Below are 17,917 nucleotides of genomic sequence, written 5' to 3'. Positions count from 1 at the left end.
CTAACAATAATACTGCATTGCTGATTTTAATTAGTGCTAAACTAATTTACAATTTCCCTTCATAATTAACACAACTAACAATAATACTGCATTGCTGATTTTAATTAGTGCTAAACTAATTTACAATTTTCCTTCATTTTGTTATAATTATTGAACTAATTTATTGTCAAGTTCCTGTTTTAAATTTCTCTATTTGATACAGAGATACAGATTTATTAACTATTTTGATAAATTCAGGATTTTGACTAAAATAATATTTTCAAATGTCTAGACCAATTACTGTAAATTTGGTTCTATTCTCACTTTTAATTGTTTGTGACACCAGAAAATATTAAGAATAATTAAGAAAAAAATTATCATCTCTTTTTTGTGAGAAACTTTAGGGTGAAATTGTCTTATTGAGGTTTGAGAGAGATTTCTAACGAAGCTGTTACTGAAGGTCAGAAGTTATCTCCTCAAGGCTAAAAACAAATTAATGCTGGTAATTTTGAAGAAGCATTAGTTTCAAATTAAGTTAAGTGAACTAAATTGGCGGAAAAGTTGTTAATTTCTATTTCTCTTGAGAGCGAACTCTCTCAAGACTAGCCTTTGCTTTTCTAGATATAGCCATTATAAATAGGATATCAACAGTATGAAAAGTTGGGCTAGATTCTAGATATATCTTATCAGATCAACATTTTTTCAAAACCTATTTAGGGTATCTATCATATAAACATTAGTTGTTAACTATTTTCCTGTTTCAAGTTGTCCAAATAAGCAATTAAATGCTGAAAAATATGAGACAATTAGAATTAAATAATTTCATGGAGCAAAAATATGTCTAATGAAGCTGAAGAATGGTTAGAAAAAGGTCTAGAAGAAACAGAGGATGGCAATTTTGAGGAAGGGCTTGCTGCTTTGGACAAAGCATTGGAATTACAGCCAGACTACTTAAATCAATTTGTTCCAATTAATACTAAAGGCAGCGCTCTTTTAGGTTTAGAAAGATATGAAGAAGCTCTCGCTATGTATGAGCAGGCATTGCAATATCCAGAGGATTATTTTGATACTTATACTGGATGGAGAAACAAAGGATTAACTCTCAGTGCTTTAGAAAGATATGAAGAAGCTATTGAATCTCACGATAGGGCTATTGAATGGTACGATAAATCTGAAAAAGAAGGTACAGCTTTGAGAGATAGAGATGATTTAGTACCTGTTTGGGAAGATAAAGGATGGGCATTGATAAATTTTGCAAAATATGATGAAGCAATAATCTGTTTCGATCGAGCCATAGAATATATTCCAGATGATGGGTGGCTTTTTTACAATAAAGTTTGTTGTTATGCCTTGCAAGATAAAATTGACCAGGCTTTGGAAAATTTAGAACAAGCTATCAATTTAGAACCAGAAGTAAAGGACTGGGTGCAAGAAGACCCAGATTGCGAAAATATTCGTTCTGATGCAAGATTTGAGGCATTAGTTTCCAGTTAATTGTATTCTTAAAAAAATTATTAATTGATATTTTTGTATAGGGCGATCGCATACTTAAAATTAGCGATCGCCTTTTTGGCTATATCTAAACTCAAAAAATGTCAACCTTTTCTGCCCGTAATTAACATAAATTAATCCAAAAGTTGAGAATGATTAACTAATTTCCCACCCCATCTCTTGAAGCAAATGTTTTTCTAGCTTTTTCCAACGTTTAGAAATGGTACTTTGGGTTAATCCCATTTCTTGAGAGAGCTGGTTTTGAGTTTTGCCCTGAAGTCTTCCTAACCAAAGATCCTTGTAATTTTGTTTTGGGTAACATTGGTCAATATTTTGGACAATCTGAGTTGCTTTAAGGGCTAAATCTTCTATCTCCAAATTTTCCCATAAATTCGATTTGTTTGATAAAGTTTCGAGTAAAGGCACATTTGTGTCAGATACATATTGATCTAAACTCATGCAATATCGATTTTTTTCTTGGTAAATACCGTCAACTATTGAATTTTTAGCTACTTTAGCTGACCAACGATAAAAATCCTCAATTGTTTGACCAGAGAATTTTCCCGCTAGAATTGCTTCTACAATCTTCAAGTAAGCTATCTGTAGAGCATCTTCCCAAGGAAGACTGGTATTATAAGTACGTTTTCGGGCAATCTTTTCCAGAATATTTTTATGGTCGGAACAATTAATTAATTGATTCCAATAGTCAATTTCTCGGTTGAATATTATTTGACTTTGAGCCTTGACAAATGTCTGAGAAAGCATAAAATACAGGTCCTAGTATTTAAAATTGTGTGCCACTGACCTGATAGTTTTAGGAAAATTAATAATATCAAATCCACTTAATTCGGTATAAAAAAATGTTCGAGGGTGGGCGCCATTGCCAAATCTTTCTAGCTCTTCCCATATTCTTCTCCCAGAATGGGTTAGGGGTGGGTCACCACACCCTTTATCTAATTACCGAAAAATTAAGGTTTAAAGCCTCTCCTTTAAAGGAGAAACAAGAAAAATTTTTCCTTTGAGTCAATCCTCTTCTTTTCAATAATTAATAATTATTAATTATTGAAACCAATGCTACCGGATTTGATATAATCCTTTGTAAGATGCTTAGTTTCAGGAAAATTTCGGTTGTAATTAACGACTATAAAAAATCAGATAGAAACACAACTTAGACTAATCTCTGAACTAAAAGAAATAGTATTTCCTAGAATTTCAAAGTTATGCATTCAATAATTGATAATGGATAATGGATAATTGATAATTACCTCTCCCTAAAACGGATTGGATTGAATAAAAGGAAAATATTCACATTGTTTCTCCTTACTCATGAAAGGATTTTTACCTTAATTATTCGGTAAGTTTCAGTGTAGTGTAACTTCCTCAAACTCCATCTAGTGGTAGGGATCACTATCGCTTTAATCCAAAATTCTTGAGTCTAAAATTTGGGATAAGATCAAATCCGCTAGCATTGGTATAATTAGATAGTTAATTAGGAGTCAGGAGTAGTAGGGGCGAATGGCTATTCACCCCTATAGGAGTCAGGAAGAAAGAGAATTTAGAAAGATTTGCTCTTTGGTAAGGATGAAACATTTTTTTACACCGAACCCGAGCAGATTTGATATAACTAGAAATTTATTAAACTATAGATATATTTGAGTATTGAATCAGACAGAAATGCTATTGGCATTAATATCCCAGACCAGAAAAACTCTATAACTATTGTTTAGCAAAACTTTGAACTATATCTAGACCTTTTGAGAAAAATATTTTTGAGAAATTTTGGAATATTTTCTGCGGGAAAACCGTTAATAGTAACAAGAGAGTTGAAGCATGAAATACTTAAATAATGCCTTAACCCAGTATCGAAAATGAAAAAGAGACTGACTATATTCAATATTTTGGGTTGTTCTTGGAAGAAGCAGAAACCCAAATAGTGATGTTTGGGAATCCCACGCCATAAAGAATGTTGGCGTTGGGAGGAGGTCAACAGAATTCGGTGTCTATTCTACGGGTGCTTGTTTTTTTTAGTGTACGGAGGTATTTATGAAACATTGGGTTAAAGTGACATTCGCGATTTTGCTGGTTGTCGTATTGACGTTTGGAAACAGCAAAATCGCTTTTGCGGTGACACCGGAGTATCAATTTGGACCGGATGCGAGTTGGAAGTGGTTCAGCGACCTATCCACCGAGCGCTTGACGCAAGAGTTGGACAAGGGCTTTCGGATTGTTGACATTGAGGTAGCGCAGGCCAACCCGCTGCGTCTTGACGTGGTTCTGGTATCGAACAAAAAGCCCTACTCCCGCGCCTGGTGGTGGTGGCCCAGTCTTGAGCCTGAGACCATCAAAGCAAAGCTGGACGAACACAAGGCACGGCTAATTCAACTTAAGCCGTTTCGCAACGACAAGAACCAGCTGCGCTTTGCAGTGGTGATGGTGAGTAACACTGGGGATGATCATTATGCCTGGTCTTGGTTTACTAAGACCACTTGGAACGATCTGCTGGCGCACCGCAATCAGACCAATGACCGCATCCTCGACATCGAAAGCTGGACCACCACCAAGGGCGAGAAAGTCTTTAGCGCGGTAACTGTTTCTGGTAAATCTGGGACCCCGACCAGGCTGCTGTCGCATTCCAAGCTCAGTAGCATCGATGCGTGGCTTGACGATAACCCGCAGTATAAGATCATCGATATGGAGCGCCTCACCTGGGGCGGCTGGGCTGCGATCGTGACCAAGGATACTGGAAGGCAGTGGCGTCACTACAACATCGACGCCAGCGAAGTCAGCCATATTGCCGGGCGGCATTATGCACGCTTGATCGATCTCGAAAGCGTCAAGGTTCAGGGCAAAAAGCCTTTATACGCGATCTATGTGGACAACGGCCTGCCCGTCAACGGCAAGAAGGTGCCTAGCTTCAAGGCTGCTGACGCCTACGACCGACGCCTGAAGAATTTCGTCAAGCAGTACAACCTACCCGGACTTGGAGTGGCTTTAGTCAAAGACGACCGACTAATCTTCACCCGGGGCTACGGCCTAGCCAGCATGAGCCCGGATGAGCAAGCGACCCCGCTCACCAAGTTCCGCATCGGAAGTTGCTCAAAGGTGTTTGCCGCTGCCTCCATGCTGCGCCTAATTGCGCAGGGGGCGAAGACGCCTGAAGGGCAAAAGGTTACGATGAACACCCGGATCTTCCGCGACATTATTGTCCCCTCGCTCGGGCTCAAGTTCAATCAGTACGATAGCTGGTACGACGGGATCACGGTCGCCCACATCCTGCGGAACATCTCCGGACTGGACGATAAGGGAGAGCGGGTTAATCCCATCACTAACACCATCCAGATCGCCAAAGATCTGAAGCTGAAGCACACCCCAAGCTGCCGTGAAACGGTGCTTTGGATGATGGACAAGTCCGGTCAGCTGACCCCGGGCAGGACCCCCCCAATGCCTGGCAGCCGTTACGAGTATTACAACACCGGGCCCTGCATCGCCTCGTTGGCGGTGGAGATACTCAGCGCCAAAGGCAAGTCGGACTGGACGTTTGAGAAATACCTCGACGCCGACCTGCTGAAAGCCGCGGGCGTGCAGGGGCAGATCGTGCCGAGCTCGGATTATTTCTCCCAGCGGGCCCCGAACGAGGCGCAGCACTATTCGTCGCTGGCCAGCGTGCTCTCCGGAAAGGAATGGGTGGACCCACGGCTAGTCGAGTTAGCCAGCACGGGCAAAAAAGTGAAAATCCCCTACGGCGGTATCCCCTTGGTGAACGGCACCGCCCCTGGTGGTCTGGCCGCCTCCCCCGTTGGCTGGGCTAAATTCATCACCCAGTTGAATGACGCTGACGGCAAGCTGATCGGGACGAATGGCTGGAGCGAGATGACCACCGATAGCCCACTTAAGAATTATGGCACTTTCGTCTCCCTCAACAAGGGCAATGGTGACGTCTACCATAACGGCTCCGTCGGCGGCGGCTTTGGCTGGTTCGTGATCAAGAGCGACGGTACCGTCTGGGTCGTGGCCGCCAACGCCAGCAGTGAAAATGATGCTATAAACCAACTCAACACCCTGATGATCGAAGCTTATAAGGAAGCCAAGACCGACATTGGCAACGCCACTGGAGATCTCTTTCCTTCTTACGGCTTGGCGATCCAACAGTAAACTGACGAAAAACAACGCTCGACGTATAATTCGATGAACCAGATGGCTAAAACCTTTATCCAGTATTTGATTAAGGCTTTTTACCGTCAAGAGTTTTGATTAATGCAGAAAAGACTCAAAAAAATGGAATTTAATTATACGCTGGGTTTTTTGATGATAATTGCCATTTTTGAGCCAATTATACGTCCAGTTGGACTAAAAATGTGCGTATAAGATTAGTTATACGTCTGTTGACCTCCTCCCAACGCCAACATTCTTTATGGCGTGGGATTCCCAAACATCACTATTTGGGTTTCTGCTTCTTCCAAGAACAACCCAAAATATTGAATATAGTCAGTCTCTTTTTCACGGGTTCCGATAGACATCTTAATTATACGTCGAGATTTTCTCTAGATAATTGAGGGATTTCGACCCAATTATACGTCGAGTCGGCTCAATCACGTCGTACAAGTTGTCTTATACGCTTAGTTTTCTCGACCTAGCTTAACGTATAAATGCAATTATACGTGCTGCGCCGTTTTTCGCCCCCTCTCCACACAATGTCGAAATCCGTTGGAACAATATTCAGGATGATGCAATCGGTAATTTTCAAAAGAAACCTAAAGCTGTTGACTATTTTGATTATGACTATGGTTCGATCATGCATTACCCAAGGACGAGTTTTGCCAAGGATTCATCCAAGCCAACCATTGTTCCATTACAGTCAGGGGTCACTATCGGACAGCGGGAGGGAATGTCCTATGGCGATCGCCAGACTATTGCCAAAATGTACCAGCGTTTCTTTGCACGAGGTTATGCTGGCGTGTGGCGCTCCGGCACGGGACGCTATGCTGTATGGATAAACGCTTCTTGGCAGAGTTTCCGGGATAAGTGGCAAGAGTGGAATGCTCAGGGGCTAACTACTGAAGCCGAATAATTGGACAAAGTTAGACAAATATTAATAAATATTAAAAAGCTCCTGATTATCTGCTATCATACACTCATTCATCTTATAATTATCAAACACTTTTTTTTCATGGCTTACCAGTTCAAATGCAATCAATCAAAACCAAATTAAAAGTTAACAATAAACAAAAGACGATACTTGCCAAACACGCAGGTGTGGCTCGTCATGCTTATAACTGGGGATTAGCGACTTGTATTGCTGAGTACGAAGAGACTAAGAAACGGCCTAGCTCTATCACTTTACATAAGCGTTTGGTAGCTGAAGTTAAAAGTGAAAATTCTTGGTATTATGAAGTATCAAAATGTGCCCCTCAACAAGCTTTAAGAAACTTAGAAAGGGCATTTAAAAACTTTTTAACTATTCCTAAATGTGGGTTTCCTAAATTTAAGAAAAAAGGGAAAAAAGACAGTTTCTATTTAGAAGGAAGTATCAAAATCCTGAGAGGAAACTACATCAAACTACCAAGAATAGGAATAGTAAAAACTTATGAAATTTTACCATCTGTACCAGTCAAAAATTTGAGAATATCCAAGCGGGCAGGTGACTGGTACATTAGTTTTAAGTATGATGAATGTCAGCCCAAACCTATGACCAAAAAACGGGCTATTATCGGTGTAGATGTAGGTATAAATGCCCTAGCAACTTGTAGCGATGGAACAACCTACGCTAACGTCAAAGCCTACAAACAAACCAAAAAACGACTAACTCGTTATCAACGGCGTGTCCAGAAAAAAGAGCCTGGGTCAAAAAATAGAGCCAAAGCCGTAAAAAGATTAGCTAAAGCTCACAAAAAAGTAGCTGATATCAGAGCAGATGTACTACATAAACTCACGACATGGTTAGCTAAAAACCACAGCACCATAGTGATAGAAGATTTGAATGTCAGTGGAATGCTCAAAAATCATAAACTAGCAAGTGCCATAGCAGACTGTGGCTTTTATGAGTTCAAGCGTCAACTGACATACAAGTGTGAGTGGTATGGAAGCCAGCTAGTGATAGCTCCTAGATTTTATCCAAGTTCTCAGATATGTTCTCACTGTGGGCACAAACAGAAAATGCCATTGAGTGTGAGAACTTATAATTGTGCTAACTGTGGATTTCAAGCTGACAGAGACTTTAATGCTGCTGTCAACCTAGAAAACTATGTGAATAAGTAGGTGAAGTTCTCACCGATTTTAAGCCTGTGGAGAAGATAAGTTGCAGACTGCGGTCAGTGGTCTTCTGTGAGACAGGAAGCTAGCTCCAAAGCTCATGCAATCAGTCATGGGTAAGTTTGGGTAAGTTTAGCAGAACGGATACGGAGGAGTCGTTCTGCCAGATTAGATTGAGGAATCTGGAGTTTAGCTCACGAGAGCAGGGGGTAACAAGCTAGTTGAAAGCTATATTTAGAAAGGGACTTGCGGACGGGAACTGAATAATACTTCAATAAAAATTAAGCGCTTATTGAGAATGGGAGCGAGGTGTAGTGTGTTTCCCCTGGGGACTAAATTTGGTTGCTGACCGTTCTCAACTAGGATTGTCAAACTCCGATTTATAATCCTTCTGTTTTACTCCCTTGGAAGAGTAGGCGTCTCCAAAAACTAGATTTTTGCTTTGATTTTATCAGGACTTTAAACCTTTTATCGGCCAGAAATAATTTCTATTAGTGTAGAAGGCGATCGCAGACTATAAACAAGCGATCGCTTTTTTTATATGCCTACATCAAACAATTGTCAACCTTTTTTGTCCCTAATTAACAGAAATTAAAGAAAAATATTTTTGACAAATTTGGGAATATTTTCTGCGGGAAAACCGTTAATAGTAACAATAGGGTTGAAGCATGAAACAATTCAATGCATCAACCCGATCGAGAATAACCATTACTATGCAAATTAAGAGTATGTTTCAAAGACAATTGGGGTTTGAGTATCAGATGTGTCAAAAACTCCGTTAAGGTATTGGCGATAGCTGTACTAATTAAACCTACCTTCAATGATATAAGTCTGAAACCCTCTTGAATAGTAGTGTCTGTCAAGCAATTTTGAGGAATATTCAATGTTTGTTAATGCAAATAACACTGAAATTGACCAACGATTTTTAGATTTGTCCAGCAGTACTAAAAATTTCCGCGAACGATGGTCGATTCCCAATTATGAACTTTTGCCTTGGATTACTCGGCCTTGCACTGTGAGGATTTTACTGTACGCTGACTATAATGTGACTCTAACCAATCCTTTGCCAGACCCATTTGATCCTGGCAGTACAAACGGTTTTGATCTAGGAAAAGTCAATCAAGTTTTGACATCAGATCCCTGGTTTTGGGTCAAATTTGATGTCACTTTCAAGCGACGTAATCAACCCAATAGCAATCTAGATCAGTTAGATATAGAAAAAAACTACGATCAAATCTGGTTTTTTGGGTTTGGTTCAAATCCTACTCTTACACCCAATGAAATCACTGTCCTTGATAGTTTTATGCGTAAAAAACAAGGAGGCATATTTATGACAGGCGACCATGCCAACTTGGGGGCAGGCATTGGTCAACAAATTCCTCGAGCTGGCAAAATGAGAAAATGGCCTGCACCTAATGCACAGCCACCTGAATGGAATTCAACGCTGTGTTCCGGTGCTGATGGATTATTTCAGTTTAATGACCAATCTGATGATGTACCTCAACAACTACGTCTAAAAACCTATCCTGTGGGATTCCCTTGGTCTCCTCTGTACTGGCGTCGCGCACCTCATCCCCTATTTTGTAGCCAATGGGGGCCAATTGATGTCTTCCCGGATCACCAACACGAAGGAGAATGTAGCATTCCTAATAACTTCCCGCAAAGTGAATGGCCTGTCAGTAGTGGTGGCTATCAACCAAAACCCGAAATAATTGCTTGGGGTAAAGTGATTGACCCCAGTGCAAATCCAGTTAGAGAAGTTGCTAATACTGCTGTTTACGATGGTCATCGTGCAGGAGTTGGAAGAATAGTCACAGACAGTACCTGGCATCACTGGTTCAATATTAATCTTTGGGGATTTCCACAGTCTAAAGCAGGCTTGAATGCATTGCGAAAAATTGAAGCCCATTTTCTGAATGTTGCTGTTTGGTTAGCCTCGCCTCAATTGCAGAAATGTATGTTTGCTGCTATGTGCTGGGGATTGCGTTGGCACTGGTCTTTGCGGGAGGTATTGGGTGCAAAGCCAATTGTCCTCGGAACAACTGCTCGGGATGTTTTCGGGCGCTATGCTTCCCAATGTATTTTACAGGACTTTATTTGGGGTCGCTTCAAATTACTACCCCAGCTTAAATTTCAAGAATCTGTAGAAGAGCTGGAATTTTTACCACAAGCAGGCCCTGTTGAGGATCTGTTTTTGGGAGAGTACCTGTTTGAGATTGGATCTCAATTTCAAAAAGATTTGACTCAAGATCCGCAGCCACCTGAACTGAATGATTTGGTCGAGTTTATTGCTCCGGCTCTCAAAAGAAGCACTTCAAAGCTGTTTGAGACTCAAATCAAAGGAGCTGAACTATTCCAAGAATTGATTCAGTTAGAAGATGAGTTGTAACCATACAAACTAAACTACGGAGTAATATCATGTCCGGTTGAAAACTTACACTTTGGATCAAGGAAGGCAGAGGGCAGAAGGGAGAAGGTTTTTTGATCGCTGATTATCCGGACATGATATAACAAGTGCCTCAAACTCATTAATTTCAGCTATTAGTTTCAATTTAGTTGCTTCTCTAAAAAATTTACTTACTAATTGATATTTTTGTAGAAAGCGATCGCTAATTCACCCTATGCGATCGCTCTTTTCATATACCCATATCAAACAATTGTCAACCTTTTTTGTCCCTAATTAACAGAAATTAACCTAAAAATTAAGAATACTTAAATAAAACAAAATTTTATTGCTTTACTGACAAACTATAGCTGAAGTCAGAAGTCAGAAGTCAGAAGTCAGAAGTTAAATTCTTGCTGTGACTAAATTTTACAGGCAAAAAACATCAAAATCTGAGACAATCAAACTAACAAATCGATAATTGTTAATAACAAAACGGAGAAATTAAATGAAATTAGCCTACTGGATGTATGCAGGTCCCGCTCACATTGGTACATTGCGCGTTGCGAGTTCTTTCAAAAACGTTCATGCTATTATGCACGCTCCCCTTGGTGACGACTATTTCAACGTTATGCGCTCTATGTTGGAAAGAGAACGGAATTATACACCTGTGACTGCTAGTGTAGTTGACCGTAATGTATTGGCGCGGGGTTCCCAAGAAAAAGTAGTAGATAATATTGTCCGCAAAGACAAGGAAGAAACTCCAGATTTAATTGTTCTCACACCTACCTGTACTTCTAGCATTTTGCAAGAAGACTTGGAGAATTTTGTCGAACGCGCTCAAATAGATGCGAAAGGTGACGTAATGTTGGCAGATGTTAATCATTATCGCGTCAATGAACTACAAGCAGCAGACCGGACTTTGGAGCAAATTGTTAAATATTATATTCAGAAGGCGAAAAAGAAAGGGGAACTTCCAGAAGGAAAAACTGAAAAACCTTCTGTAAATATTATTGGTGTTTCTACCCTTGGTTTCCACAACCAACATGACTGCACTGAGTTAAAACGCTTGATGACAGATTTAGGCATCGAAGTTAATGAAGTCATTCCCGAAGGTGCGTCAGTTCACAATTTAAAAAATTTGCCTCGCGCTTGGTTTAACCTCACACCTTATAGGGAACTAGGGGTAATGGCAGCCAAATATTTAGAGTCTGAGTTTGGCACGCCTTATATTGATATTACGCCAATGGGTGTGGTGGAAACTGCCCGTTGTATTCGGAAAATTCAGGAGGTGGTTAATGCTCAAGGTGCTAATGTTGACTATGAGGAATTTATTGATAATCAAACTTTGCACGTTTCTCAAGCGGCTTGGTTTTCTCGTTCCATTGACTGTCAAAATTTAACTGGTAAAAAAGCGGTGGTGTTTGGCGATAATACTCATGCTGCTGCTCTGACAAAAATTTTGGCGCGGGAGATGGGTATTCATGTTGTTTGGGCAGGTACTTATTGTAAGTATGATGCTGACTGGTTCCGGGAACAGGTGAGCGAATATTGCGATGAGGTTTTAATTAGTGAGGATAATGGGGAAATTGGGGATGCCATCGCTCGCGTCGAACCTTCGGCAATTTTTGGTACGCAAATGGAGCGTCATGTTGGTAAGCGTTTAGATATTCCTTGTGGTGTTATTGCTGCGCCTATTCATATTCAGAATTTCCCGATTGGTTATAAACCGTTTATGGGTTATGAAGGGACTAATCAAATTGCGGATTTGGTTTATAATTCTTTTACTTTGGGAATGGAAGATCATCTGTTAGAAATATTTGGCGGGCACGATACTAAGGAGGTTATTACGAAGGGAATTTCTGCTGATTCTGATTTGAATTGGACGAAAGATGCAAAGGCAGAATTGAATAAAGTGCCTGGTTTTGTCCGGGGTAAAGTGAAGAGAAATACGGAAAAGTTTGCCAGAGAACGTGGTATTGGGGAGATTTCTGTCGAAGTTATGTATGCTGCTAAAGAAGCTGTAGGTGCTTAGTTGAAGTCAGAAGTTAGAAGTCAGAAGTCAGAAGTTAAATTTTGGCGATGACTAAGGAATGAGAATTTTCTAATAATAATGGCGACTGCTATAATTGTTGTTAATTTTAGGGTGGGTTTTCCCCACCTTTTTTTATGGGAATTTTTGATAATAATTTTATATGATGGAATTTGGTTTGACGTAATACAGTCTGATTTCTAGAGAAACTAAAATTTTTAACATAGATAAGATTATGATCGCTCAACTGCAAGATATTATTCCCGCACTAACTGGCTTTTTTTTCGGATTAATAGTTTTAGTCTATTTTGTGTTTAAGAAAAATTCCTTGGGTATGGTAATTTCCAGCATCTCTTGTGTATTTTTAATGTTTATTTTTGAAATTATATCAGTAAATTTTGATAAGATAAACAGCTTTCTTAAAATATATCAGAATATATTGAATTTTCCATTAGTAACTATTTTAGCAAGTACTTTATCAAGTGTAGCAACTATATTTATGGGTAATTTTTTGATTAAGTATTTTTTCACGGATAAAAAAGAAAAAAGGGAATTTGCTATACTTTTTATAAATGGTATAGAGTCTCATATAAATATTTTAGAAAAAGTTTTTTCTCAAATTGATTTGCCCAGTGCAAGAACAGACCGGATATTCACAGAAGGTATGGAATATATTGAAGTTTATAAATCAAATTTAATTGAGAATAAAGGCTATGATATTGCTTTTCAGAAAATAGGTATTTTCAATGAAAATGAAATTGATTTAATTTCTAGATACGATAAAAACCTAAAAGAATCTCTATTTCATATAAATACTTTCTGTTGTACTATTAGCGGAGATACTGAAGCATACCTTGAAAATATAGGAAAGGTAAAGTACAAAAATGTTACAAAAACAGAAAACCGTAACTTAATATCGTCTTTTACTAGTATTAAAATACTTGTACCTATTACAATAATTTTAGGATATTTGTGTATCTATCAATTATCTTTGAACTATTCACAACAATATTCTGCGGAATATAGAGAAAAGTTTTTAAAAGAATGTGACTGTCTACGGATACTTTTTTTGGATAGTAGAATATTTCCTAAGTATGAATTTCCACATAGGAAATTTCCTACTATAAAAATAGAATTTCATATTTTAGACATAATTACCTCTGATAGGGTAATTGGGACATTGAGCTACATAAGAGAAAGGTACAGAAAAATTGACAAAGCTAAAGACATTAATAACCGACAACCAATTTACCTATTTAGAATCTTAATTAACAGCTATATTAGTTTCACTGCAATACTAAAAAATAGTGATAAGCAGACTAGGATTAATATTATCTCAAGTAAAGAAACTTTTACAAACTTGACACCGGAAATACCTGATACTACTTTCGTTACTCATGCTAAAAAAATGTTAAAAAGCTATATCAAAGAAAAACTGAAGAATAAATTAGAAGAAATTCACGAAATAAAATACTTATTTTTAGGCAGTACGTTCAAAGAAAAAATCTCAGAAGAAGACATCAATAGATTAGAGGAATATTTAGATGAAGATATTGATAAATTTATTGGAGACTGCGAATGTGAATCATACATTATTTCACCTTGGGGAATAGATATTGATTCGGTTAAAATGAAATTTAGTCAGATTTGAAATATAATTGAGAAATTATGGAAAGTATCAAGATAAAAACACATATTGGCGAAGATAGAATTTTATCTCTTCGTTTACCAATTACTAATCCAGAAATTGAAGTTATGGTTGTGTATCAACCCATTCTCAAACAAAACCATCAAGATTCAAAATTAAAATTTGAACGTTTATTACAGCAATACAAAAGTCTGACTTTTTACTGATAGTGCTGAATTATTACGAGAGGAGCGTCTAAGTGAGTAAGCTTGTTGTTGATAGAAATGTAGCAATTAAATGGTTGATTCGAGAAATTCATACTGAGCTTACTTTGCCAAAAATCTTACTTGCGGAGTATGACCTAGAAAAAGATCCGTAGAAAATACCAGAACCAAGGTCAACCTTTATTTTTTTTTACTCCTGCTCCAGAGATTTACGATCGCGGAGCGTTGCGTCAGCAGTATCCCATAGATTCCAGATTGGTTCTATAGACAGGAAAAAATTAAGCAGAACTTAGGCACTACTTACATAATTCTTCTTTCCAGACTAAATATTTAACTACTTCTCTTTTTTCCTTTCTTTTTCGATTTTTTCTTTTGACTTTTCTCCTTAGCTTTTGCACGCTGCTGAACTACTTCTGGTGGCGGACCATAATCTCCATCACTAAAATATACTCGCTCTACTATATTTTCCGGTTCTACTTCAATCCATAGACGGGCACCTCCAGCTTGACTTCTATTCGGTTGATGGGGTTGATAAATTATTTGGCAATCTCCTTTAATTTTCAGAGCGTGACAATAATCTTTTTTATCTCCCACTTTCACCGCTACTGCTGGATAGGAAGTTCCATAGTCTCGGTTATAGTCTATAGTTTTTCGCAGAACATGAACGATAGTTTTAGCTTCCCGTTGAAATTTATTCCAAGTTCCTTGAGGACCGCGACGACCTGGTGTAATTTCTGGCATTCCCCGATGGTTAAGAGGAATTCTCCAAAATCTTCCGACTTTTTTGGCATCAATAACACGACGCGTATTCAGTAGAAGTCGCAATCTACCTGTTGAAATATTTAGCAGAAAAGCTGCTTCTGTAGTGCTGACATATGAAGTAGTCATAACTATAACGTTATAGTTTTAAACTATATATAGAAATCATAATCTATTTAGTTAGATAATCTTTAGTTTACTAAAAAAGTTTTCACTTTATTTGTCACCCCTTCAGGAAAAATATTAATTAAACGGACTTGATATAACAAAAAAAAACCACCAAATAAGATAGAAATCTCATCTAGTGGCTGATAAATAAGGAGTAACTATGGAAAAAAAGAAAATTTTAGTCTAATCTCTTAGCTTCTATTGTTGTTGGTAACTTTTCTGGTTGGTCTTTAGGAATAGATAATTCCCAACCATTTGTTAAAGTTAAAATTTTATTATCTCCATCAATTTTTTGTGAGACAACTTCTTCTTCTAAGTCTTTTTTAGCAACATAAACTTCTAAGTTTCCTGCTTCATTATTGCGCAGCATTACTTTCATTAATAATTTTCCTCCACAAGTTCAATTTCATTTTTACGACAACCAATAATCATTCCTTTTTTGATGAAATGCACGGAATAAATATAAAATTTTTGTAAGAAAGTACCGATGCCGCAAACATAACCGACCTCTCCTCCCTCCAAAAGAATGTCACCTCGGTTTTTTCCAGGGAAAGTACCATCATTACGAATGATTTTGCAAACCCTGACTTTTTGTTCGAGTTCAAATGCAGGGGGTCCGTCTAATTCTACAAGTTCATCTACTTTCATTTAGTTGCCTCGTTAATACTGGATAAGTTTAGTATTTTTTCTACAGTTAAACAATGTTTAATTTGGACAGATATTATCTGTATCACTTGAGAAATTGTCGTAAATTTTTTGAGATATGAAAATCATTCTTTACTTCTAAAAGTATGGCATATTTATATTTTGAAAAAAAGTAGCGATCGCTGCTTTTTTTTGATAACAGTCAAAGTTTTAGATGCTAAATATTTAGAGTTTGCTTAACTTGAGAATATTTATTTTATATCTAAAAATTCCAATTATGAAATCTTGTTTATCCGAGTCAAAGGAAAATTATTAATTACTTTAGCTATATATTGTAGATGCCTTCCCAAGCAAATAGATAGATAGATATAGAAAATCACCTGTTAGAGGATATTTAGCTAACTAACTTAGATATTTCTAGATTAAACTACTTAAACTAAAATTTAAGTATTTACTATTATTAAACACTACTTTGGCAATCAGGTAACTTTTATTTAGATAAATTTTATAATTCATCTTTTAACTGATAAACTTCTCATAGCATAGATTATTGTTATTGTAAGACTCTAACCAATCAAAAATTTGCTGTAGTTGGTGCAGAGAAATCATGCCAAACTTCCAGAGAATCATTGGTAGAGGACCACAAGAAGTTTCGCTATGTTTCCGTGCCACAGAAATTGCTGCTGCGGAAAGAGCTAATTCTTCCTGCAAAAAATGAATAAATAGAGTAGTTTTACGATCGCCTTCCATAGTTATTATCCTTAAAAAATTAAACTACAGGTAATAGATAAGGAAAGTAATTCCATATCTATTACCAATAAGCATTGTTCATTAAAATTAATGGTTGTATTTAGGAAAAACTTCCATTTTCCAGCATCTTTCTAGCCAGTCTACTAACTCTGTCCGAGGAGCAATAAATTGCTTAACAGTGCTTTGGAGCAGAATAGCATCGGTGCAATTCTTGACTTCTACTAATAACTCACCATTGTCAGTACACCAACTATTAATCATTAGCTCTCGTAAACGATGCTGAATAAACCAGCGATCTATTTGAGAAAGATTCCCAATTTTAGTCAAGTCTTTGGAATGAGGGTCAGAATTATGATTACTAAACATTGTTGCTTCTCCTTGTATCGTTCATAAGAGTTTGCAATTGTTGTTCTAGTTGCTCAATTCTGTCAACTAAACCACGAGTTACAGCAGCTTCCGTATCTGGTAATTTTCCATGTTCGAGAAGTCCAGTCCGTTCACCAGATTTCGATACGACTCTACCAGGTATACCGACAACGGTGGAGTCAGCAGGGACATGACGCAATACAATAGAACCAGCACCGACGCGAACATTATCACCAATATTGATATTCCCTAGTACCTTTGCACCAGCACCAACTACAACGTTTTTGCCAATAGTGGGATGGCGTTTACCAATTTCTTTTCCTGTTCCACCAAGAGTGACACCCTGATAAATTAATGAGTAGTCTCCAATAATTGCTGTTTCACCAATAACCACTCCCATACCATGATCGATAAATACTCCTTGCCCAATTTGTGCCCCTGGGTGAATTTCTATTCCTGTGAAGAAGCGTCCCAAATGGGAAATTAAACGTGGAATTAAAGGCACTTTCTGACAGTACAATTTATGAGCAAGACGATGTAGTAATAAAGCGTGCAAACCAGGGTAGCAACATAATACTTCAAACCAGTTCCGTGCTGCTGGGTCTCGCTCGAAAATTACTTGAAAATCCTTGAGTATTTTATCCAGTTCAGGAAAGGTAAAATATCTATACCAAAACCTATGACGACGAGAGGAAGAAAGCTCTCTATTGGATTCTAATAGTAGATTTTCTGGAGTAACTTCAGTATCAACCTTTGGTTTGATTTGAGACCCGAAGTTACCTTGGCCCTTTCTCAAGGTAGAATTGTTAGTTGTGTTAGGTAAGGTACAAGTATTGCTGGTCAGTAAAGTGGTCATGGGTCAAATAAAGGGTTTCGTGTGTGACAAGGACGTTTGCTTTTCAATGTTTATATCAAGTGCCTTGCAAACTACTGAGAAATATTTGCTGCTCAGTGTTTATTAGATTTATTATGTTTGTACTCAAAATATTGAACCTATGACTCGAAGCGTATTATAGATATGTTTAAAAGATATTTTGGGCTATAGGTGCTAGTATTTTTTGTAGGGTGTACGAGTATTTACTGAACAATGTACTAGCATTTTTGTACTCAAGGCAAATGCTTGTATTACTGCAAGTTTGAGGATTTTAAGTGGGGTTTTCTCGGAAATTTAAACTTGTACTCAACTTTAGTTTAACTCATAACTATAGCGAAAATATTAAAAAAAACGTTAAAAATTATCTACT

The 17,917-nt window shown here is 37.8% G+C and carries 15 protein-coding genes; 8 read left to right on the top strand and 7 right to left on the bottom strand.

Going from position 1 to position 17,917, the window contains the following annotated elements:
• Positions 1-816: 816 nt before the first annotated feature.
• On the top strand, positions 817-1,473 hold the full coding sequence (locus ACP6PM_RS05780; RefSeq protein ID WP_426582673.1) for a tetratricopeptide repeat protein: 657 nt from the start codon (positions 817-819) through the stop codon (positions 1,471-1,473).
• A gap of 153 nt (positions 1,474-1,626) precedes the next feature.
• Here ACP6PM_RS05780 and ACP6PM_RS05775 read toward each other — a convergent pair whose 3' ends face one another.
• Positions 1,627-2,235: a sigma-70 family RNA polymerase sigma factor gene (locus ACP6PM_RS05775; protein WP_426582671.1), complete on the bottom strand. Its 609-nt coding sequence runs from the start codon at positions 2,233-2,235 to the stop codon at positions 1,627-1,629.
• Between the two features lie 1,278 nt (positions 2,236-3,513).
• On the opposite strand from ACP6PM_RS05775, the gene ACP6PM_RS05770 reads away from it, so the two are divergent.
• The 7 genes from ACP6PM_RS05770 (at position 3,514) to ACP6PM_RS05740 (ending at position 13,988) form a co-directional block, all read left to right on the top strand.
• Positions 3,514-5,622, top strand: a complete 2,109-nt coding sequence (locus ACP6PM_RS05770) for a serine hydrolase domain-containing protein (protein ID WP_426582669.1) — start codon at positions 3,514-3,516, stop codon at positions 5,620-5,622.
• 490 nt (positions 5,623-6,112) lie between these two features.
• A complete protein-coding gene (locus ACP6PM_RS05765; protein ID WP_426582695.1) occupies positions 6,113-6,538 on the top strand; it encodes a M12 family metallopeptidase in 426 nt (141 codons plus the stop codon).
• Between the two features lie 116 nt (positions 6,539-6,654).
• The gene (locus ACP6PM_RS05760) at positions 6,655-7,725 is read left to right on the top strand and encodes an RNA-guided endonuclease InsQ/TnpB family protein (RefSeq protein WP_426582666.1); all 1,071 of its coding nucleotides are present in this window, start codon (positions 6,655-6,657) and stop codon (positions 7,723-7,725) included.
• 877 nt (positions 7,726-8,602) lie between these two features.
• Positions 8,603-10,108 carry a hypothetical protein gene (locus tag ACP6PM_RS05755; RefSeq protein ID WP_426582664.1) on the top strand — a complete coding sequence of 502 codons (1,506 nt, stop codon included), beginning with the start codon at positions 8,603-8,605 and terminating at the stop codon, positions 10,106-10,108.
• A 502-nt stretch (positions 10,109-10,610) separates the two neighbouring features.
• Positions 10,611-12,137 carry a ferredoxin:protochlorophyllide reductase (ATP-dependent) subunit B gene (bchB, locus tag ACP6PM_RS05750; RefSeq protein WP_426582662.1) on the top strand — a complete coding sequence of 509 codons (1,527 nt, stop codon included), beginning with the start codon at positions 10,611-10,613 and terminating at the stop codon, positions 12,135-12,137.
• A 232-nt stretch (positions 12,138-12,369) separates the two neighbouring features.
• Positions 12,370-13,785, top strand: coding sequence for a hypothetical protein (locus tag ACP6PM_RS05745; RefSeq protein WP_426582660.1), 1,416 nt, complete (start codon positions 12,370-12,372; stop codon positions 13,783-13,785).
• A gap of 17 nt (positions 13,786-13,802) precedes the next feature.
• Entirely contained in the window at positions 13,803-13,988 is a 186-nt protein-coding gene (locus ACP6PM_RS05740; RefSeq protein WP_426582658.1) for a hypothetical protein, read from the top strand.
• A 327-nt stretch (positions 13,989-14,315) separates the two neighbouring features.
• Here ACP6PM_RS05740 and ACP6PM_RS05735 read toward each other — a convergent pair whose 3' ends face one another.
• The 6 genes from ACP6PM_RS05735 to cysE form a co-directional block, all read right to left on the bottom strand.
• Positions 14,316-14,873, bottom strand: a complete 558-nt coding sequence (locus ACP6PM_RS05735; protein ID WP_426582656.1) for a DNA-binding protein — start codon at positions 14,871-14,873, stop codon at positions 14,316-14,318.
• Between the two features lie 217 nt (positions 14,874-15,090).
• Positions 15,091-15,291: a putative nitrogen fixation protein NifT gene (nifT, locus tag ACP6PM_RS05730; RefSeq protein ID WP_426582654.1), complete on the bottom strand. Its 201-nt coding sequence runs from the start codon at positions 15,289-15,291 to the stop codon at positions 15,091-15,093.
• Complete coding sequence (locus ACP6PM_RS05725; RefSeq protein ID WP_426582652.1) at positions 15,291-15,560, bottom strand: nitrogen fixation protein NifZ; 270 nt, start codon at positions 15,558-15,560, stop codon at positions 15,291-15,293. Before ACP6PM_RS05725 ends, nifT begins: the two co-directional genes overlap by 1 nt.
• A gap of 516 nt (positions 15,561-16,076) precedes the next feature.
• The gene (locus tag ACP6PM_RS05720) at positions 16,077-16,307 is read right to left on the bottom strand and encodes a DUF2949 domain-containing protein (RefSeq protein WP_426582650.1); all 231 of its coding nucleotides are present in this window, start codon (positions 16,305-16,307) and stop codon (positions 16,077-16,079) included.
• Positions 16,308-16,394: 87 nt separating this feature from the next.
• Entirely contained in the window at positions 16,395-16,673 is a 279-nt protein-coding gene (locus ACP6PM_RS05715) for an Asr1405/Asl0597 family protein (RefSeq protein ID WP_426582648.1), read from the bottom strand.
• Complete coding sequence (gene cysE, locus ACP6PM_RS05710; protein WP_426582693.1) at positions 16,666-17,319, bottom strand: serine O-acetyltransferase; 654 nt, start codon at positions 17,317-17,319, stop codon at positions 16,666-16,668. Before cysE ends, ACP6PM_RS05715 begins: the two co-directional genes overlap by 8 nt.
• Between the last annotated feature and the right edge of the window lie 598 nt (positions 17,320-17,917).

It is taken from the genome of Dapis brunnea BLCC-M229 (assembly GCF_050015995.1).
Taxonomy (GTDB): Bacteria; Cyanobacteriota; Cyanobacteriia; order Cyanobacteriales; family Microcoleaceae; genus Trichodesmium.
The sequence above is the reverse complement of the archived record's forward strand: the minus strand, read 5'-3'. Positions and strand labels throughout refer to the sequence as shown.